The organism is Alkalibacter rhizosphaerae (assembly GCF_017352215.1).
GTDB classification, from domain to species: domain Bacteria; phylum Bacillota; class Clostridia; order Eubacteriales; family Alkalibacteraceae; genus Alkalibacter; species Alkalibacter rhizosphaerae.
The window spans coordinates 745548-766027 of record NZ_CP071444.1 but is presented as its reverse complement, the minus strand read 5'-3'; the positions used below and the strand labels follow the sequence as shown (position 1 = coordinate 766027).

The window sequence follows — 20480 nt, the reverse complement described above, 5'->3', positions numbered from 1 at the left end:
AGTCACCGTCCCCATTACAATACCGTTGACGCAACTGATTTGAAGGGATATAATGAAAGTATCAAAAACAGAACGATGTTTCATAATATGAAACAATAAAATGGAGGTTCGAAAAATGAACGATGTATTGAAAAAGATCCAACAGATCGGGATCGTACCTGTTGTGAAATTGGATCGGGTGGAAGACGCATTGCCTTTGGCCAAAGCTCTCATGGAAGGTGGATTGCCCTGTGCGGAAGTGACCTTCCGAACGGATGCGGCCAAAGACTCCATCAAGGTCATGTCGGATACATACCCGGAAATGCTGATCGGTGCAGGAACCGTGTTGACCAAGCAGCAAGTGGATGATGCAGTAGAAGCTGGTGCCACCTTTATCGTCAGTCCGGGTCTGAATCCGGAGATCGTCAAATATTGCGTGGACAAGGGTATTTTGATCGTACCCGGTTGTTCCAATCCCAGCGACGTGGAGCAAGCCATCTCCTTTGGCTTGGACGTAGTGAAATTTTTCCCGGCGGAAGCATCCGGCGGATTGGCCATGATCAAGGCCATGGCGGCACCCTACGTCAACATGAAGTTCATGCCTACCGGTGGCGTCAACGAAAAGAATCTGAAAAGCTATCTGGATTTCCCCAAGATCGTTGCTTGCGGCGGCAGTTGGATGGTCAGTGCAGACCTGATCAACGAAGGAAAATTTGACGAGATCAAGAAGATCACCAAAAAAGCGGTCCAGGAAATGCTGGGCTTTGAACTGGGACACATCGGCATCAATGGAGATGACGAAGGGGACGCAGAAAAGATCGCATCCCGCTTTGAACTTCTTTTCGGATTCGAAAAGAAAGTAGGCAACAGTTCCATCTTTGCAGGGGATGGCATCGAAGTGACCAAGAAGCCTTATCTGGGTGAAAAGGGCCACATCGCCATCAAGACCAACTACATAAACCGAGCCGTTGCATACATGGAAGCCAACGGATTTGACTTTGACATGGATACGGCAAAGCACGACGCCAAGGGCAAGCTGACGGCTGTCTATCTGAAGGAAACATTTGGGGGATTTGCCCTTCATCTTGTACAAAAGAAATAGAAAATCAATCAAATATAATCAGGAGGTAATGGATAATGAAAAAAGCAGTAACTTTTGGTGAGATCATGCTCCGGTTGGTGCCGGAAGGATATTATCGATTCATTCAAGCGGAAACTTTTGGTGCAACCTATGGTGGCGGAGAAGCCAACGTGGCCGTCTCTTTGGCCAACTACGGTATAGACACAAGCTTTGTCACAAAACTTCCGAAGCACGAGATCGGACAGGCGGCTGTCAATGCCCTGCGACGTTTCGGGGTAGACACCAAGTCCATCACAAGAGGGGGAGACCGGGTAGGCATCTACTTCCTGGAAAAGGGAGCCAGCCAGCGACCGTCCAAAGTGGTATACGACAGGGCCGGTTCCGCCATTGCAACGGCAAGCAAGGACGACTTCAACTGGGACGAGATCTTCAAAAATGTGGATTGGTTCCACTTTACCGGGATCACTCCCGCTTTGGGGGACAATGTGGCAGAGATCTGCATGGAAGCCTGCAAGGCAGCCAAAGATCGAAACATCACCATCAGCTGCGACTTGAACTACCGAAACAAATTGTGGTCCAAAGAAAAAGCCGGTCAAGTCATGGGAGAGCTTTGCGAGTACGTGGATGTTTGCATCGCCAACGAAGAAGATGCCAGCGACGTTTTCGGCATCAAGGCGGCCAATACGGACATCACTGCCGGGAAAGTGGACCACGAAGGATATAAAGATGTGGCCAAGCAATTGGCAGACCGATTTGGATTCAGCAAAGTGGCCATCACCCTTAGAGGATCCATTTCCGCCAGTGACAACAACTGGGCAGCCATGATGTTTGACGGGAAAGAATACTATTTCAGCAAGAGCTATAAGATGCACATCGTAGACCGTGTCGGCGGCGGGGACAGCTTTGGCGCCGGACTGATCTACTCCACCTTGATGGATTTCGCACCCCAAGACATCATCGAGTTTGCAACGGCAGCCAGCTGCTTGAAGCACACCATCGAAGGTGACTTTAACCAAGTAAGTGTCGACGAAGTGAAAAAATTGGCCGGCGGAGACGCATCCGGTCGAGTGCAGCGATAGTCGAAGAGGTTCAATAACTATATATAGATTTCAAAAGGAAAGCCGATTGATGGGATCAACGGCTTTTCTTTGATAAAGCAGGAAAAAAGAACTTGTGTTTTGCATTGTGGAACAGTTGAAAAACAGATATACTTTTGATGATGATATTGGAACGATGAAAGAAGAACCATGCAGGACAGGAGGAAGGATCATGAGTGAAAAAAATCCGGTCCAATCGGCAGGTCGAATCTTCTCCGTATTGGAGATGCTGGCCTACGAAGGACCCCAGGGTGTCACGGAATTGTCCAAGGCACTGAAATTGAATAAAAGTACGGTCCATCGGCTGTTGGCTTCACTGATCACCATGGATTATGTAAAAAAAGAAGACGATTCCGACAAGTATCGATTGACTTTCAAATTGTTGGGACTGGGGGAAGCCTTGTTGGACAAGGTGGACATCGTCTCCATTGCCCGCCCATACATACAACACTTGGCGGAATTTAGTGAAGAGACCGTCCACTTGGTCCAAAAGGAAGGTACCAACATGGTCTACATCGACAAGGTGGAATCCTACAGCAGTTCCGTACGAATGGTTTCCAGGATCGGTGTGGAAAAACCCTTGTATTGCACAGCGGTAGGAAAGGCCATGCTGGCGGAACTCACCAATCAGGAAGTAAGGCAAATATGGGAGAAAAGCGACATTCAAAAGTTGACGCCGAAAACTATCGTGGATTTTGATGATTTCTTGAGAGAACTAGATGAAGTGCGGGAAAAGGGATACGCCCTGGACAATGAAGAAAACGAGCTGGGTGTACGTTGCATTGGCGCCGTCATCAAAAATTACAAGGGGAAGGCGGAAAACGCCTTCAGCATCTCCGCACCCATCAGCAGGATGAGCGATCAGCGGATCGACCTGCTGGCAACGGAAGTGTTGAAGATGAAGAAGGAGCTTTCAAGAGCTTTTGGGTTTTTCCGACAGGAGGATCGGCATGCGATTGACATTTGATGAAATTTACCAAGAGATCAAGAATGTTTTCATGAAAAACGGGTTAAGTGAAGAAAAGGCCTCTCTATGTGCAAAGGTACACACGGAATCCACCTACGACGGCATTTATTCCCATGGAGTGAACCGGGTAGCCCGATTTGTGGAGTATCTAAAAAACGGTTGGGTCAATGCCGATGGAGAACCTGTATTGGAGAAAGAATTTGGGGCCATCCAAGTCTACAATGGAAATCGGGGTCCGGGTGTACTCAACGGCATTTTTGCCGTGGATCGGGCCATGGAGCTGGCAGACAAGTTTGGAATAGGTTTGGTGGGATTGAAAAACACCACCCATTGGATGCGGGGAGGCACTTACGGATTGAGGGCTGCGCAAAAGGGCTATATCGCCATCATGTGGACCAATACGGAGGCAAACATGCCGCCATGGGGAGCGAAGGAGTCCAGACTGGGAAACAATCCCTTGGTGCTGGCAGCACCGGGCGAAAAAGAGGGGGAAGAACTTCTTCTGGATATGGCCATATCCCAGTATTCCTATGGAAAGCTGGAGGTGACTCGACAGGCGGGGAAGAACCTGCCCTATCCGGGAGGATTTGATGAAGACGGAAATTTGACGGATGATCCTGGCGTCATTGAAGCATCAAGACGGATCCTACCAGTCGGTTACTGGAAAGGATCCGGGCTCAGCTTTATGCTGGACATCCTAGGATCTGTTTTGACGGAAGGAATGAGCACCGCCGACATGGAAGAAGAAGGGATCGGAAATTGCACCGGCGCATCCCAGGTGATGATCGTCATCGATCCGGATCGAACGACGGACCGGGAATCCATGCTGGAATCCATAAGAAATACCATAAGGTTTGTAAAGGGCGCAGAGAAGGCAACTGGATTTGGCAAGGTGTCCGTACCTGGTGATGGCATGAGACGGTTTCGGAAAGAGCACGATGAACTGGGGATCTATGTGGATGATGTGGTTTGGGAAAGGATCAAAGGATTGTAACGTGAAATGGGGACGGTGACTTTTTTGCAAAAAAGTCACCGTCCCCATTTCGTCCATTAAAATTCATTGAACTTTATATCATAGATTTCAAAAGTATACCAGGTGAATGGTCCTTCGTCCAAAATCCAGGATGCTTCCAGTTTTACAGGCATCCGGATCCCGTCGACAATTTTCGTTTCCACGACTTTGGCCATCCATTCCGTGGGTTCCTCGTCCGTTGTCTCTTTGTAGCGGTAGGCAATGAAGTGGGTCAAAGCCCCTTCTTCATCAATATAAAAATATGCGGAACCGGAGGTGTCTTCGTAGGTCATGGTTGCTTTGGCGCAGGTATCATCCACCGCTTCCCATTGGATGTAGGGGCTCAGTGCGGCTGTCGGAAACCATACGGTCTCCCCCAAGAAACGCTGCATGGTGGATTGATCCACTTTCTTATTGCCATCCACGTTGACGACGGGGATCAAACCGCCCAGCTTGATCTGAATGGATCCCTTCCCTTCTTGGAATAGGTCTCTGCCAAGTATGGGCAGACCCATCATGGAGGTTTTTACCTGCCATAAGAAGGTGGGTTTATTGACGGTGAAATACTGCTGGGCTTCTGCTTCCATCCATTTTTCCTGATCTGGTTTCAAACGCAATAAGCCTTTTTGCCGCAAATATACAGTATGAATGGGGTCTGCCTCTAAAATTCCGGAATGTTGCAGCCAGCGCTTGACGGGTTCCGGCAGATCTTGGATCTGTTCAGCTGTGATCGGGTTTGCCTGCATTTGGTTTTGCGCAAGAATGGCAGTCGTCTCTTTTGCCACCTGATTGTTGAAATTCCAAAAGGCCATGCCAAGGATCACAGCGATCAACAATATGACATTCGGGACGGTTCCCAGTTTTGCGTCCTGCCAGGTTAAAGCGATGACCACTTGAGAGAGCAGGAGGGCAATCAGTCCAATGATCCACCAAAGATCTTTTTTCAACAAAAACAGAAGAGCAGTTGCTAATAACAGAAGACTGGCCAGAAGCCAAACCACCCCTTGAAGTTTGGGGATGTCCTGGGTCAAATTGTCGATTGCCGCAAGTCCAAAAGCCTTGATGAAGCCCATGATGTGGATCAAACCATGAATTAGGACCAATGCGAAAAAAGCGAGTCGTGCCATGTTAAAACCTCCCGATCAAGAATATTTGACAATGTTAATTCTGAAGTAAAATTTACAGTTTGTCAAATGTTGGAGTGGGGGGCTCTAGTGGGGACGGTGACTTTTTTGCAAAAAAGTCACCGTCCCCATTTCGCTATGGTACAATGAAAAAGGAAGATCGTTAAAGGAAGGTGCAGAAATGAATATATTGGTAACTGGGGGTTTGGGCTTTATTGGAAGCCATACCGTTGTTGAATTGATGGAGAATGGTCACGATGTGGTCATTGTGGACAACCTGGCAAACAGCAAGTTGTCCGTCTTGGGCAAACTGAAAAAAATAATCGGAGCTGAAGTAGCTTTTTATATGGTGGATGCGACGGATGAAGAGGCGATGGAACAGGTTTTTGAAAGCCACTCTTTTGACGGAGTGATCCACTTTGCAGGACTAAAAGCAGTAGGGGAATCGGTGGAAAAGCCCTTGGAATACTACTATAACAACTTGGTCAGCACCATGGTGGTCAGCAAGCTATGCGTCCAACACCAGGTGAACAGGCTCGTTTTCAGTTCATCGGCAACGGTTTACGGGAACCAGCCATCCCCGCTAAAGGAAGAGATGGAATTGAAACGGACCACCAACCCATATGGGGAAACGAAGGCTATGAGCGAGCGGATCCTGGAAGACGCTGCCGCCGCCCATCCGGAACTGGCAGTATCCCTCCTTCGCTACTTCAACCCGGTGGGGGCCCATAAAAGCGGACTGATCGGCGAAGACCCCAACGGGATCCCCAACAATCTCATGCCTTTTGTCACCAAGGTGGCCAAAGGTGTTCTGCCAAAACTAAGTGTTTTTGGCAAGGATTACGAAACCATAGATGGAACCGGCGTTCGGGATTATATTCATGTGGTGGACCTGGCAAAGGGTCATGTGAAGGCCATCGAAAAAATGCAGGATGGAGTTCAAGTCTACAACTTGGGAACCGGTCGGGGAACTTCCGTATTGGAATTGGTCCATGCGTTTATGGAAATCAACCAGGTGGAAGTGCCCTACCAAATCGTTGACCGACGTCCAGGAGACATTGCCGTCTGCTTTGCCGATGCATCCAAGGCCAAGGAGGAGCTGGATTGGCAGACCACTCTTGGTATAGACGACATGGTGCGGGATGCCTGGAATTTCGAACAGAAGCAAGGATGACTTCATACAAAAGAGGAGAGATGTTTCATGATCCAAGTACGGAATTTGACACAAATCTACAAAAGCGGAAAGGGCATTTTCGAAGTGAGTTTTGACATCAAGGAAGGGGAGGTTTTTGGGTTTCTGGGACCCAACGGCGCCGGAAAAACCACTACGATCCGAAACATCATGGGGTTTTCCAATGCCAGCAATGGCGATGTTTTGATCGATGGATCGAATGCCCGGACCCAAACCAAAAAATTGCAGGAAAAAATCGGATATTTGCCGGGAGAAATGGCGTTTTTCGATCACATGACCGGCATGGAATTTCTTACCTTCCTCGGCAACATGCGACGGATGAAAAGCTGGGACCGGCGGGACGAATTGATCCGACTCTTCGAACTGGATCCTAAAGGAAAAATCAAAAAAATGTCCAAGGGGATGAAGCAGAAGGTGGGATTGGTAGCGGCCTTCATGCACGATCCGGACATCTTGATCCTGGATGAGCCCACCAGTGGACTGGATCCCTTCATGCAGAACGTTTTTATGGAATTGATCCGGGAAGAAAAAGAAAAGGGAAAAACCATCATGATGAGTTCCCACATATTTGAAGAAGTCCAGCGAAGCTGTGACCGGGCAGGGATCATACGAGACGGTCGGTTGATGGCCATCGAAGACATCCACTCTCTCAAGGCCATGGACAAGAAACGGTATCGGTTGACAGTGGCGGATGAGGCAAGTGTTGCCAGGATCCTTCAAAGCTCCTTTGATGTGGAACGGGTGGATGGAATGACCTTGATCGTGGACCAAAATGGTTCCTATTCCGACTTTTTTGCCTTGCTATCTCAATGCGAGGTTACGTCCTTTGATACGGAGACCAGAACGCTGGAAGATATTTTCATGAAATATTACGGGGAGGGTACGGAAAATGAATAAGACCTTGTTTTTGACCAATATGAAGATCCATCGCACCTTGTTCATCATCATCAATTTGGTGCTTTTGATGTATTCCTCCATCATGATCTACATGTTCGATCCGGAAGGTGCCAACGCCATGATCGAGATGATCAACATGCTGCCCAAGAGTTTTGGGACGGCCTTTGGATTCGATACGGTGGCCCTCACGTTGACTACCCACATCGGTTCCTATCTATATGGGTTTATTTTCATCATCTTTCCCGTGATCTTCATGATCATCATGATAAACAGCCTTATCGCCAAACATGTGGACCGGGGTTCCATGGTATACCTGCTTTCCACTCCCAACAGCAGGAAAGAGATCGCCAGAACGCAATTTGCCAGCTATGTGATGATGCTGGTGGCCTTGTTCATCATCCAGACGGGTTTGGGCGTCCTCATGGCGGAAGCCATGCACAAGGGGATGCTGGAAGTGGGGCCTTATGTCCAGATCAACCTGATCACCCTGTTTGTTTTTCTCTTTGTTGGATCCATCGGTTTTTTGGCGTCCTGCTCTTTTGATGACAGTGGACGTTCCTTAAGCGTTGGTGCGGGCATCCCGGTGATGTTCCTGTTGTTGAAGATGCTCAGCGGAGTTGGTGAGAAAGTCGAGTTTTTAAAATATTTTACACCTTACACTTTGATGAATATGGGGAACATCATGAATAAGGACAATTTTACATTGCTATCCTGCCTGGCTCTGTTGATAGCCAGTGTTATCACCGTTTCGGTGGCGATCCAAATCTTCGACAAGCGGAGCCTGAACATTTGATGTGGGGCAACAAGGACAGGATGTGGATCCCGTGAAGAATAGAAATTATGTCAATTCAGGAATAAAAAAGAAACCAATCAAAAGAAGACTTGGATCCCTAAAGATCCTTGTCTTTTTGACGTTGATCGTATTTGTATTGTTCCAAGTGGGACAGGAGATCGGCTGGTTTCCGAAAGAAAGCTATACGGCTAGGGATTTCGGCATCGAAACATTGAAAAGTCCGATAGACTACAATGAAAATGGCAAGGACGATTACACCGATCTTCTCCAGGGGGCCAAGATCGATGCCAAAAACAAACCCCGCTATGACGGGACCTATCTACCGGATGGGTATCCTCCCGACGATGTTGGAGTTTGTTCCGACGTCATCTGGCGGGCCTTTAAAGAAGCGGGTTACAGTTTGCGCGCCATGGTGGATCAAGATATAGCACTTCGGCTGGATTCCTACCCAAGGATCGACAAGCCGGATACCAACATCGACTTTCGCCGGGTGGTGAACCTTCGCGTCTTTTTTGAGAGATATGCGGAATCCTTGACTATGGATCCAATGCAGATCCAGGAGTGGCAACCGGGTGATATCGTGATCTTTGGTGAGGACAAGCACATCGGGTTGATCTCCGACAAGAGAAACCGGGATGGCATCGCATATGTTCTCCATAACGGCGGACAATCGAACAGAGAGGAAGACTACCTGCTTCGGGGGGATATCACCGGTCACTACCGCTTCGATGCAAGCAAGGTACCGGAACATGTGTTCAAGGCATGGGGAGAAGGACCCGATGAATCCCAATAATGAATAATGGAAAACGGACCGTTGACATGACACTTTTAATTTGATAAAATTTGTATAAATAGAAACAGATACAAAAACAAAGGAGGTAATTTTAGATGTTGACGGTACGACAGAATTTGATGGAAACCATTCGAGGAGGCAATCCGGATCGGTTTGTAAAGCAGTACGAATTTTTGAACATGATTTTTGAAGCGGCGTTCCCATTGGCTCCTTTGATGCTTCTAAAACCGGGCACAAGACAAAAGGATTCGTGGGGTGTAACTTGGACATTCGTGGAAGGTCAAGTGGCGGGATTTCCCCTTCACGACAAAGAGCATATTTTGATCAAAGATATCACCAAGTGGCAGGATTACGTAAAGAAACCGGAGATCCCAACCGATGAAGCATCCTGGGCACCGGCTATCGCCCATGCAGCATCCATCGATCGGGAAAAAGGATTTGTCACCGCCATGATGGCCCCTGGCGTGTTTGAAATGACCCACCATATGATGAGTATGGAAAACGCCTTGATGGCATTGTATGAAGAACCGGAAGCCATGCATGAATTGGTCGATTACATTACAGAATTCGAGTTGGAATTTGCGAAATTGCAGATCGAACGGCTCAAACCCGATGCATTGTTCCATCATGATGACTGGGGTGGACAAATTTCATCCTTCCTTTCTCCGGAAATGTTCGATGAATTTTTCCTGCCGGCATATAAAAAAATATACGGATTCTATAAAGACAATGGAGTGGAACTGATCGTGCACCACAGCGACTCCTACGCAGCCAACCTGGTGCCGGAGATGATCGAAATGGGCATCGATATCTGGCAAGGGTGCATGACCACCAACAACGTGCCGGAACTGGTGAAAAAATACGGTGGACAGATCTCTTTCATGGGGATCTGGACAGCGGAACCATCGACTTCCCGGGCTGGACTCCGGAGATTTGTGCAGAGCATGTGGAGCGAGCCTGTAGAAACAACGGGAAACATTACTTCATTCCATGCCTGACCATGGGTGGACCTTCCAGCTTGTTCCCGGGTGTATATGACAAGGTCAATGAAGAGATCGATCGTATGAGCGGAGAAATGTTTTAAAAACAAGATCAAAGGGAAAAAGATAGCGAAAAACAAAAGAGAAGTGGCTGAGATCTGTTTGATTTCAGCCGCTTCCCTTTTTTAAACTTTATTTGTACTTCCAATAGTATTCGACCAATGATGACCTACCATCCGGAAATCTCTGTGGCGGATCGCGCATTCTGGTCGGTGGTTTTAAAAGCGGCATCCGGCTTATGGAATCCGGTGATATTGAACAATCCATTGTAGAGATTGCGCATTGCTTCAGCCGCTTCCGGGTCGGAATTCAGTTCCAGTAAAGTCCGGGTTATTTCTTCCCGATCCTCTTCCGTCAGGTATTCGCTGAGAACAAGGATTTGGGAAGGCAGCCAGGCAGTAGTGTCCACGATTCGAAGATCATTTTCCACACCAAACCATTCCAAGGTGGAGAAATCCTGGGTCGAGTACAATATACCCGCATCTGCTTCATCCTGCATCAAAGCATCGATCATGGCTTCCGAAGAGTATTGAAGGGATAAGGTCTGGCCAAAAAAACTGGCGGCATCCTTTCCAAGATCGGCGATCATTTTGGCGATCAGATGGTATCCGGCCAGGTCATCCTGGGTAGTGTAGGCAAATCGGGATCCTTCCAGATCGGAAAAGGATTGAGCGGGGTGGTCAGCTTTCACAACGATCTCTCCTCGATAGTAGGCAGAGGCAAACTCGTTTTCCGGAATCAGTACGACCTGATAGGGTGCCTGGGAGGCGCTTTTGATAAAAACGTCAAAATCCAATAATGCGAGCTGGGCTTCTCCCGAAGACAGAACAGTGGGGCTATGATCGGCCGGTGCTATTTCCAATGTAACGGGACGGTCCAATTTTTGGGACAGTTCGATCTCCAAGGTCCTTGCTTCGCCAGTGTCTTCCAGGGGTTCGTCTCCGCTGTAAAACAAATACCAGACCAAAGGATCCTTTTCTTCCGTTGCAGTTTCGTGATCGATCTCCGGAATGAAAAGGATCTCCTTGATTCTCCACGGATAGGTTGGATCGTCGTAGCTTTCCACCAGAACTTCCATGTCCTTCATGACTTGGTCGGTGACTCCCTTGTCCCAATAGGCATGGGTAGTGCTTCCGTCTGCCAGAAGGACTTCCACCCCTTTTACCACCATGTTGTCGTCTGCATCCATGGCTGTTCGTACATTTCCTGTCAAGACGCCAGTTTGTTCAACAGGTTCTTCCGCTTCTGGTGCAGGATCTTCCTTTACGCACCCGGTCATAACCAAAATTACTGCAATAAACAGGATCAACAAGCTCAAATACAACCCGGATCGTTTCTTTTGAGACATCAAAACTCCCCCTTGATTTACAATGCGTTATCATTTCCACCAGTATACCATAAAGAGGCAGGGCTAGAAAATCGAGTTTTTGTAGAATTCTTATCGTTTAAGTGGGACTTAACCGGGTAAGTATTTTAACAAGGGAGTTTTAGATTGTATAAATTGAGGAGGTTATAGTAATATGAAAAAAGTTTTGTTGCCGATTGATGGATCGGAATTCTCCGATCGAGCTATTGAAAAAGCAGTGTCCATGATAAAATCCTGCGGCAGTGAGGTGTACCTGCTTCACGTATCCGGGGGTGATGTTTCCAGCCTTTATGACTCTACCTTTGCCGCAACGGCTGGTATGACCGTAGAAGGCTATTTCATGGAAGCAGAGGGCCAAGGAAAAGAACTTTTGGAAACAGCGAAAGCTAAAATACAGGAGGGCGCACCTGACAACAAGGTGGAAACGATCCTTCTAACGGGACCTGGAGATGTGGCCACCAGGATCATCGGAGCAGCGGAAGAGCTGGGTGCAGATGTGATCATCATGGGTTCGGAAGGTGCTAGCAGTGCAACAAAGGGCTTTATGCTCGGCAGCGTCACCAATAAGGTATTGTATCGAACGACGACCCCAGTGATGGTGGTAAAATAAGTTTATAGCAGAATTGCTGAAAGGGATGATTTGTGTCATCCCTTTTTTGATTTAGAATAATAGGGACGGTTCTTTTGATTATTGCATTCCTGTCGCGACAGCAAAGTTGAAATAAAAGTTGATATTGGTAATGAATTTCGGTAACATACGGATGACAAGTTGATTATCTGTAAGGTTTCATATTTTATAAAAATTATATCACTGGGGGGTTCGTAATCAAAAGAACCGTCCCTAGTCGGACTAGTCGGATCCAACGGAGGTTCTTTCATGCAGAAATCATTATTTTTCACCATCACCGTTTTGTTTTGGTTTTCCTTATATGTATACGTACCGGAATTGTCCACTTATGCACAACAGTTGGGTGCCAGCTTCACCATGATCGGGATCATCGTCGGTTCCTATGGATTCACGCAAATGGTTCTGAGGATCCCCTTGGGCATTGCTTCCGACCGGTTTGGACAGCGGAAAGTGTTTATTCAGTTGGGTGTGCTGATATTGGGTATAAGCGCCTGGACCACCTTTGCGGCACCGTCACCCATGGCCTTGTTTTTGACCAGAATGTCTGCCGGGATCGCCGCTTCGACCTGGGTGGTCTTTACCATTTATTTCTCCGGATTCTTCACAACCGGAGAAACCATCAAATCCGTAGGCATCATCAACAGCTACAATGCGCTGGGACAATTGCTGGCCATGGTACTGGGAGGGATAACATCCTACTACTTTGGAGTCAAATATCTCTATTTGCTGGCGGCGATCAGCGGAGTCCTTGCTTTTTTGCTGGCAGCCTTCTTACCGAAAGAAGTTGTCAAAAGAACCACTACAAGATCCTTGAACTTGAAAAAGGTGCTGAAAAACCACCAGCTGCTGCTGGCGTCATCCATAGCCGTCCTGTCCCAACTGATCACCTTTGGCACCGCATTCGGTTTCGTCCCCATCCTTGCAAAAAATCTGGGCGCAGAAAATTTTCAACTCAGCCTGTTGACGGCCCTTGTGATCATTCCGGCTTTGTTGTTTGCCAGGCTTTCAACGGACCTGTTTTCCAGGCGCATTGGGAAAAAAAGAACGCTGCAGGTCGGATTTTTGATCAGCGCCCTGCTATGCATCATCATGCCCTGGATCCGTTCCTTGTCCGTCTTGTATCTGGCACAATTTTTCGCTGGAGTAGGTCGAAGCATGACCATGCCCTTGCTGATGGGACTGGCCATCGATGAGATCGATCCGGAAAATCGAGCCACAGCCATGGGTGTTTTTCAAGCGACCTACGGGATCGGAATGATCATTGGTCCCATGCTTCTTGGCATGATCGCAGAGCAGTATAACCTACAATGGGGTTTTGCCGTGACGGGAGTTTTTGGATTGGCTGCCATCGTTTTGGCCGGAAAGATAAAACAGTGATCTTTTGTTATAATGGAAGAAATCAGCAAACGATGGAGGGATGCACATGGCAACAAAAGAAAGGTTGATCGAAGAGATCATTTCCATGGAATGGGACATGTTCCAGGGAGTCAACAACCAGGGAGGAAAAGCTTCCTGCCAAGAGGATCCGAAAACGTTTCAGGTGATGCGCAGGTCCCAGGCATTGACCAGATCTGCAGAGATGCTTGCCAGCTATCATAAAGATCTGGAAGAGGCCCGAACGGCAGGGATCAACCTGATGACAGAGAAATACGCCTGGATGATGAAGTATACCAGCCCTGGGGAATTTGAAGAGATCCGATCCATCCTACCCGAGCTGTCTGATGAAAAAAGAAGATGGATCCGTCGAATCATGGCTACGGAAAGAAATTTCCAGTCGGAATTTGCAGCCCGATATCCGTGTCTGGCCGCCATGGGGCGTCCATCGACCAGGGAGGAAGAGCGTCCGGGCGTGACATCCATTGAAACCTACATGGAAAGCGAACTGGCGACCTATTCTCAAAATACCCTGGAAATTTACTGCAACGACATCGAAACCATGAGAAACCTTGGGATCAACCGGGCGGAACTGGAAGTTTATGAAATGATGAAGGGCTACGGCTTTTCCGATCTCCAGCAGGCGGAAGACTACTGCATCCAACGAAAAAAGGAGGGCCGGCCATGAAAGGGCTGGCCCTGTCCAGGTCGTTTTATGAGACTTACTGGAGAGACATGGAAGAAAAACTGCGGCAGGAGTTTGGTACGGCTTCCGCTTATGGACTCGTTGGAGAAGGGTCGGAGTGCTTTGGATTCGACGATGAGATCTCCAGAGATCATCACTGGGGTGCAGGTCTGTGCATTTGGTTGCCGGATCACGCGCCCAGGGAGGCCGTCGATGGGGTGAACAAATTTTATCGAAGTCTTCCGGATGTGTTTCTAGGATATCCGGTACGAAAGCCGGCAGAAAAGGGAGAACGGAGGATCGGTGCATTCCACGTATCTACCTTTGTTCATCATCTGTTGGGTGTAGATGATTTGCCCAGCACCTTGCAGGAATGGTGGGGAATTTCCGAATATGCCTTGGCCACCATGGTCAATGGAGCCGTCTTTCAAGACCGCAAAAGGATCATCACCCCTGTCCGGGATCATTTTTTCGACTATTATCCCCAGGATGCCCGCATCAAGAAAATAGCCGGATGGGCCATGATCATGGGGCAGGCAGGACAGTACAATTATTCCAGATGCCTGAAGCGAAAGGACCTGGTGACAGCCCATTACGTCGTGGGACTCTTTATGGAAGCAACAGCTGGAATGATCCACGGGCTGAATCGACGATTCATGCCCTATTACAAGTGGATGCACCATTCCCTGGAAACCCTTCCGGTCCTGGGTAAAGAAGCGCATGAGACCTTGAAGGACCTGGCGGTGAACATGAGAGATGAAGAGGGAATGTGGGCGAATGTTCAAAAGATCGAAGAACTCAGCTGGAAAGTGGTTCTGGAACTGAAGACCCAAGGCTTGACGGATCAAAACTCGGATTTCCTGTTTGATCAGGGCCCTGTCATCAACACAAGGATCCAGGATGAGGAACTTCGAAACATGCCCTTGTTTTTGTCCAAATAGAAAAGCAGGACCAGAGGACGATCCGTCTCCTGATCCTGCTTTTTCAAGTCAGATCCAATAGTTGTTCCACCAGGGAAGGCTGGAACAGGTCCCTGTTGAATAGATAAGTCTCCGGATCTTTCAAATGGGGATGGGTCTCCATGATCTCCAGGACGATCTCGTTGGATCTTTCGGCTGTTTTTTTCCATTCCTTCCTTTGAAGGGGCAGATCCAGCCCATACACAAAAAGACCCACCATGGTCTCAAAATATTCTTCATAGCTCATGTCCAGACCGTTCCAGATCTCCAATTGGAATTCCATGGCAACTGGAAAGGTCATGGCAACAAACTTTCGGAAGTGTTTGTTCAAATTTTCCTTGCTATCCGGTACCAGTGCTTTGATCATGATCATCAGGTCGTTTTTTTGCCCGCCTTCGTACACATTGTCCAGGATGATCCGTTCCTTGATCATTTCTGATATAAAACGGGTCATGTCCTTTGAACAGTAAATCAATCGACTCATCAAATTATCGGCGGATATGTTGAACAGGAAAGGATCCTTATGGACATCGACATGGTTTTTCAAATAAGAGATCTGTATTTGATAGATCTCCCGCAATATGATGGCGGCGATATTGGACTTGTTCTTGAAGTAGTATGTGATCAGTCCTTGATTGACGCCGGATTCTTCCGCCAGTCGTTTATTGGAAACTTTGTAGTATCCCTCGCGAATATAAAGGATTTTGGCAACTTCGTAAATTTTTTGCTTTGCCTGCATCAGAGGACCTTCTTTCCAACCTTGTTGTAATATTGAGTATAACAAAAATATACTTGCAAGTAAACGTTGGAAAGCTTTAAGGAAATTGAAAAATCTTCTTTCGTTAAAATATCTTGACTGGACCAGTTTTTAAAGCTATAATTACTTACAAGTAATAAATTAACCAAAGATAAATGGAGGGATCAAGATGTCGGACGTCATGGAAAAAATGCAGGAAAGAGGACAGATCTACAGCGATTTTTACAGCAACAAGTTGCCAAAAAGAATGCCGGTGGAAGCCAGTTTTCCAAATGCCATGCTGGCAGATCATGCAGGGATGGACCCAGTGTCCTATCAGTACGATTATGCCATGCTGGCTAAACCAGCAGAGGAACTGTGTGGGAAAATTTATTCCGATTCCTGCCCGATAGCACCACCAAATATCGTCGGAACCAGGACGCCGTCCATCTACGAATTGCTTCATTCTAAAAATTTCGTCATGGGTCAAACCGGCCAGGTGCAGCACCCGGAAGTCGTAGGCATGATGGCGGAAGAGTATCCTCAACTCATCGAAAAGGGTTTTGACTTTTTGTTGGAGACCGTTGTTCCAAGGCAGCACCCCATGTTGTCCCTGGAAGATCCCATCAAGAGGTCCACAGCCTTGGAAATGGGAAAGACGGCACTGAACAATGATACCATGGGCTTTATCCCGATCTACATGGAATTGATCCAAAAATTTGGATACTATCCCGGTGGCCCAATGGGATCCATGGGGATCGCGGAAGCCCCCTTTGACTTTGTTGCAGATCAATTGCGAAGTTTCAGTGGGATCAGTGTGGATCTGCGAAGAAATCGATCCTTGATCAAGGAAGCGTGTGAAGTTGTTCTGCCTTTAGTTTTTGCCTGGGGTATGCCGGATGTGGTCCATCCGGAAGGAGCGGTCATTCTTCCACTGCATATGCCTACCTTCATGCGGGAAAAAGACTTTGTGGAAGTCTATTTGCCCACTTTCCAAAAGCAGCTGGAACAATATGCTGCAGTAGGAGTACGTCCCAGCATCATTTGCGAAGACGATTGGAGCCGCTATCTGGACATCATCCACGATGCATTCCCTGCAGGAACAAAATTGATTTTCGAATACGGGGATCCCAGGACCATCAAAGACAAACTGGGCGAGAAATTTATTTTAAGTGGTTTGTTCCCGGTCCAATCCCTATATTTGGATACACCGGAAAAAATAGTGGATCGAGCCAAGGAGTTTTTGGATATTATGATGCCGGGAGGAGGCTATTTGTTCTCCTTTGACAAGCAACCCATCGGCGGAAAGGATGCCAACGTAGAGACGTGGGCGGCGTTGAATGAATTTCTGCGAGACTACATGGTATACGATAATCCTGGTCAGTCTTTTGGAACACCATTGAATGCGGAAGGGTTCGTACGAGACCTGGATGTCATCCCGGAGGTGAGATCCAAATATCTCTTTGACTGGGAGGAACACAAGCGGCTGTATCCGCATACACCGGATCACGCAAAAGCAAGATTTGAAAAAATCAGCAAGGATATTTTTGTTTCCTACATGAATCTGCTAATATGAAGAACAAAAGGAGAGGGGCCTAGGTCACTCTCCTTTCGTCACGACCGCTTCCTTCACTGAATCGAAAAATCCTTCTTCCGCGCCAAGTTCGGCATACAGTCCGGACTTTTGGAGGACTTGCATGGGCTGCTTTTGGATGCCTGCGATCTTGACCCGGATCTCCCGCTTTCCGCAAGTATGGATCATTTGTTCAAAAGCATGCAAGGCCGTCCCGTCCATGGCAGGGACACTTTTCATGTCAATGATCAAGATTTTGGTTTTATATCCCAACTGGTTGATGGCTTCCAAAAACAGATCGGTGGCGCCAAAGAAGAAAGGACCGTTGATCGCGTAGATTTGGATGCCCTTTTTTTGCTGTTCCTGGTTGTTGATGTCGGGCAAGGCGGATCGGTCCTGGGAAGGGTCTTCCTCCGAAGCGTCCAGGTCGATCATCTGCACGTGGGAGACGTCGGCCATTCTTTTCATAAACAAGAAAGAAGCCAGGACCATGCCTACTTCGATGGCAATGACCAAATCAAAGAGGACCGTGATGAAAAAAGTCACCAATAATACGGAGATGTCACTTTTGGGAGCGCGGAACAAACCGACGAATTCTCGCCATTCGCTCATGTTGTAAGCTACCATGATCAAGATGGCGGACAAAGTGGCCAATGGGATGGATTTGGCCAAGGGCATGAAGATCAACAAGATAAGGAGAAGGACCAGGGCATGGATCATGCCGGCCACCGGGGTACGGCCTCCATTTTTGATGTTGGCGACTGTTCTGGCGATGGCGCCTGTAGCAGGAATGCCGCCGAACAAACCGCTGGCGATGTTGGCAACACCCTGGGCAACGAGTTCCATGTTGGAACGGTGTTTTCCGCCGATCATGCCGTCTGCAACAACAGCGGACAACAGAGATTCTACGGATCCCAGCAAAGCGATGGTGACAGCCGGACCCAGGAGAGAACGGATCTCCTGGAAGGTCACGTGGGGCAAGCGGGGAGTCGGCAAGGCGGAGGTGAGGGTGCCAAAAGTGGAACCGATGGTGGCTACATCCAAGGACAGCAGGGAAACCAAACCGCTGGTGATGACCAAGGCCACAAAGGCGCCGGGGATCTTTTGGTTGACTTTGGGCCATGCAATAATGATGACCAGAGCGATCACGCCGATGGCCATGGTTCGCGGATCCATAGTGGAGACGGCATTTCCATAGGCATGCCACTTTTCGATAAATTCAACAGGGACAGATTCCATTTGCAATCCGAAAAAATCTTTGATCTGAGAAGAGAAGATGGTCACGGCGATACCGCTGGTGAATCCTGTGATAATGGGGTAGGGGATGAATTTGATGACAGACCCCAGTTTCAACCACCCCATGAGGATCATGAGCAGTCCGGCCATGATGGTGGCAAGGATCAACCCATCCACGCCATGGGTGGCGACGATCCCATAGACGATGACCATGAAGGCGCCGGTAGGCCCTCCGATCTGCACCCGGCTGCCACCCAAAAAAGATATGAGGAAACCGGCGATGATCGCCGTATGAAGGCCTTTTTCCGGTGTGACACCGGATGAAATGGCTAGGGCGATGGACAAGGGCAAAGCGATGATGGCGACCAAGATGCCGGCGGTCACATCCTTGGAGAATTGTTCTTTCGTGTATCCTTTTAAAGTGGTCCACAGCTTTGGACGAAGAGGCTGGTCCATCCGAAACATTCCTTCTTTCCGTATATAGTATATTGTATACAATTGCATAGATATTGTACGCCTGCTAGGTAATAAAATCAAGACAAGAATTTGAAAACAAACTTGATGTTTCAAACAAAGTTTTGTTGGTGTAACGTGAAAAAAGACATCCAGGATGGATGCCAATTTCCAAAGCTTTCAGAGAGTGATGCCATGTCACTCTCTTTTCATTGTTCCATGATTCGCACATTAAGTCCGTAAAACTGGATGCGGATCCACTCTTTGATTTCTTCATCGGAGTAAGACTCCAGTATATTGCTGTTGATCCCTTCCAGGATCGCAAAATAAACCAGATACACATAATCTACGATCTTCTTAGGAGTCATAGTGGGTTTTAATTGCCCTTGTTTTTGGGCTTCTTCCACCAGCCGGATCTTATCTTCGTAGAGCTCAAGATTCATGGTGTGATAACGCTTGCTGATCTCCTCAAGATCTTTGATGTCATCCACCATAAAGAAAAAATTGTCTCCAAAAACAGATATGTGTTTGACAAAATCAAAAATCATGTCTTCCATTTGGTCCATCAAAATTTTATTGGTCGAAAACACCCGATTGTGAATGGTGCGAAGCCCTTCTTCAAATCGGTCGAATGCTGCAGCATAAAGCCCCAACTTGTCTTTAAAGTGATAATATATTGGTCCTCTGGATATGGAAAGGCTGTCGGTAATATCCGTCAGTTTCGTTGCGGAGTAACCTTTTGTTGAAAATATTTCAATGGCTTTGTCAATCAGTCGATCTGCTGTTTCCTTGTCTAAATTCGTAGCCGTCATTGGATTCCCTCCTGTCATGAATATTTTACCATAATTTGTGCGAAAGGACATATGAATTATGAATTGCAAAACAAATGCGGCACAGATTGTGAAAAAAATAATAAAAACTTGTTGCATAGTGGTTCGTCTAAGGCTATAATAAAAACATATTATACATGCATGCATGTATAATATGGATAAAAGAATGGTTGGATCATGAAATATGGAGATGAAGTGCATTTTATGGATGTCCGGGATCTAAAATGCGAGAAGTCCGTTTTCCTTATGATGACATATCATTTTTTTTCCAGCATATCGTTTGTTAAATAACGAATGAAAATGGAGGTTAAAGATGAAGAAGAAGTTGCTTTTATTTGCTTTATTGACGTTGATGGTTGCTTTTGCATTCGGATGTGCCGGCGGACCCAAATGGCAGGACGGTACCTATACAGGGGTCGGGGAAGGGCTTCAGGACGATATCACCGTTTCCGTTTCAATAGAAGATGGGAAAATAGCTGCTGTGGAAGTGGTGGAACACCGTGAATCACCAGGCGTTTCAGAACCTGCACTGGAACAGATCCCCGAAATCATCGTTGAAAACCAAAGCGCAGAAGTGGATGTGGTTGCAGGAGTGACGTATACATCCGACGGCATCATGCAAGCAGTATCCGATGCATTGAGCAAAGCGGAATAATTATAAAACA

General features: G+C 47.5%; 19 protein-coding genes and 1 pseudogene. 15 read left to right on the top strand and 5 right to left on the bottom strand.

The annotated features are described in order from the left end of the window. Positions 1–115: 115 nt before the first annotated feature. From J0B03_RS03760 to yiaK, 4 genes are all read left to right on the top strand, one after another. On the top strand, positions 116–1081 hold the full coding sequence (locus tag J0B03_RS03760) for a bifunctional 4-hydroxy-2-oxoglutarate aldolase/2-dehydro-3-deoxy-phosphogluconate aldolase (RefSeq protein WP_207300533.1): 966 nt from the start codon (positions 116–118) through the stop codon (positions 1079–1081). A 35-nt stretch (positions 1082–1116) separates the two neighbouring features. Continuing rightward, positions 1117–2139, top strand: a complete 1023-nt coding sequence (locus J0B03_RS03755) for a PfkB family carbohydrate kinase (RefSeq protein ID WP_374058613.1) — start codon at positions 1117–1119, stop codon at positions 2137–2139. 190 nt (positions 2140–2329) lie between these two features. After that, positions 2330–3124, top strand: a complete 795-nt coding sequence (locus J0B03_RS03750) for an IclR family transcriptional regulator (RefSeq protein ID WP_207300532.1) — start codon at positions 2330–2332, stop codon at positions 3122–3124. Then, entirely contained in the window at positions 3108–4118 is a 1011-nt protein-coding gene (yiaK, locus tag J0B03_RS03745; protein ID WP_207300531.1) for a 3-dehydro-L-gulonate 2-dehydrogenase, read from the top strand. The genes J0B03_RS03750 and yiaK overlap by 17 nt, the downstream gene beginning before the upstream one ends. Positions 4119–4174: 56 nt before the next feature. Here the strand turns inward: yiaK and J0B03_RS03740 are convergent, their stop codons facing one another. Next, positions 4175–5263: a DUF6920 family protein gene (locus J0B03_RS03740; protein WP_207300530.1), complete on the bottom strand. Its 1089-nt coding sequence runs from the start codon at positions 5261–5263 to the stop codon at positions 4175–4177. A gap of 178 nt (positions 5264–5441) precedes the next feature. Between J0B03_RS03740 and galE the strand changes: the two genes are divergently transcribed. The 5 genes and pseudogenes from galE (at position 5442) to J0B03_RS03715 (ending at position 10019) form a co-directional block, all read left to right on the top strand. Continuing rightward, the gene (gene galE / locus J0B03_RS03735; protein WP_207300529.1) at positions 5442–6434 is read left to right on the top strand and encodes a UDP-glucose 4-epimerase GalE; all 993 of its coding nucleotides are present in this window, start codon (positions 5442–5444) and stop codon (positions 6432–6434) included. Positions 6435–6461: 27 nt separating this feature from the next. After that, a complete protein-coding gene (locus tag J0B03_RS03730; protein ID WP_207300528.1) occupies positions 6462–7349 on the top strand; it encodes an ABC transporter ATP-binding protein in 888 nt (295 codons plus the stop codon). Then, positions 7342–8142 carry an ABC transporter permease subunit gene (locus tag J0B03_RS03725; protein ID WP_207300527.1) on the top strand — a complete coding sequence of 267 codons (801 nt, stop codon included), beginning with the start codon at positions 7342–7344 and terminating at the stop codon, positions 8140–8142. Before J0B03_RS03730 ends, J0B03_RS03725 begins: the two co-directional genes overlap by 8 nt. 31 nt (positions 8143–8173) lie before the next feature. Beyond that, positions 8174–8935: a DUF1287 domain-containing protein gene (locus J0B03_RS03720; RefSeq protein ID WP_246798178.1), complete on the top strand. Its 762-nt coding sequence runs from the start codon at positions 8174–8176 to the stop codon at positions 8933–8935. A 95-nt stretch (positions 8936–9030) separates the two neighbouring features. Beyond that, positions 9031–10019: pseudogene (locus J0B03_RS03715) on the top strand (uroporphyrinogen decarboxylase family protein). A gap of 125 nt (positions 10020–10144) precedes the next feature. Here J0B03_RS03715 and J0B03_RS03710 read toward each other — a convergent pair. Next, a complete protein-coding gene (locus J0B03_RS03710) occupies positions 10145–11323 on the bottom strand; it encodes a phosphate/phosphite/phosphonate ABC transporter substrate-binding protein (RefSeq protein WP_207300526.1) in 1179 nt (392 codons plus the stop codon). Between the two features lie 172 nt (positions 11324–11495). Between J0B03_RS03710 and J0B03_RS03705 the strand changes: the two genes are divergently transcribed. The 4 genes from J0B03_RS03705 to J0B03_RS03690 all read left to right on the top strand — a co-directional run bounded on the left by J0B03_RS03705 (position 11496) and on the right by J0B03_RS03690 (position 14969). After that, entirely contained in the window at positions 11496–11951 is a 456-nt protein-coding gene (locus tag J0B03_RS03705; RefSeq protein WP_207300525.1) for a universal stress protein, read from the top strand. Between the two features lie 267 nt (positions 11952–12218). After that, on the top strand, positions 12219–13346 hold the full coding sequence (locus J0B03_RS03700) for an MFS transporter (protein ID WP_207300524.1): 1128 nt from the start codon (positions 12219–12221) through the stop codon (positions 13344–13346). Between the two features lie 46 nt (positions 13347–13392). Then, positions 13393–14031 carry a DUF4125 family protein gene (locus tag J0B03_RS03695; protein ID WP_207300523.1) on the top strand — a complete coding sequence of 213 codons (639 nt, stop codon included), beginning with the start codon at positions 13393–13395 and terminating at the stop codon, positions 14029–14031. Then, a complete protein-coding gene (locus tag J0B03_RS03690; RefSeq protein WP_207300522.1) occupies positions 14028–14969 on the top strand; it encodes a DUF4037 domain-containing protein in 942 nt (313 codons plus the stop codon). Before J0B03_RS03695 ends, J0B03_RS03690 begins: the two co-directional genes overlap by 4 nt. 43 nt (positions 14970–15012) lie before the next feature. Here the strand turns inward: J0B03_RS03690 and J0B03_RS03685 are convergent, their stop codons facing one another. Further along, a complete protein-coding gene (locus J0B03_RS03685) occupies positions 15013–15726 on the bottom strand; it encodes a TetR/AcrR family transcriptional regulator (protein WP_207300521.1) in 714 nt (237 codons plus the stop codon). A 187-nt stretch (positions 15727–15913) separates the two neighbouring features. Between J0B03_RS03685 and J0B03_RS03680 the strand changes: the two genes are divergently transcribed. Continuing rightward, positions 15914–17299, top strand: a complete 1386-nt coding sequence (locus J0B03_RS03680) for a uroporphyrinogen decarboxylase/cobalamine-independent methonine synthase family protein (protein WP_207300520.1) — start codon at positions 15914–15916, stop codon at positions 17297–17299. 24 nt (positions 17300–17323) lie between these two features. On the opposite strand, the gene J0B03_RS03675 is transcribed toward J0B03_RS03680, so the two are convergent. Continuing rightward, positions 17324–18997, bottom strand: coding sequence for a SulP family inorganic anion transporter (locus J0B03_RS03675; protein ID WP_246798177.1), 1674 nt, complete (start codon positions 18995–18997; stop codon positions 17324–17326). Positions 18998–19194: 197 nt separating this feature from the next. Beyond that, positions 19195–19797: a TetR/AcrR family transcriptional regulator gene (locus tag J0B03_RS03670; RefSeq protein ID WP_207300519.1), complete on the bottom strand. Its 603-nt coding sequence runs from the start codon at positions 19795–19797 to the stop codon at positions 19195–19197. 331 nt (positions 19798–20128) lie between these two features. On the opposite strand from J0B03_RS03670, the gene J0B03_RS03665 reads away from it, so the two are divergent. Beyond that, a complete protein-coding gene (locus tag J0B03_RS03665) occupies positions 20129–20470 on the top strand; it encodes an FMN-binding protein (RefSeq protein WP_207300518.1) in 342 nt (113 codons plus the stop codon). The last annotated feature ends 10 nt before the right edge of the window (positions 20471–20480 follow it).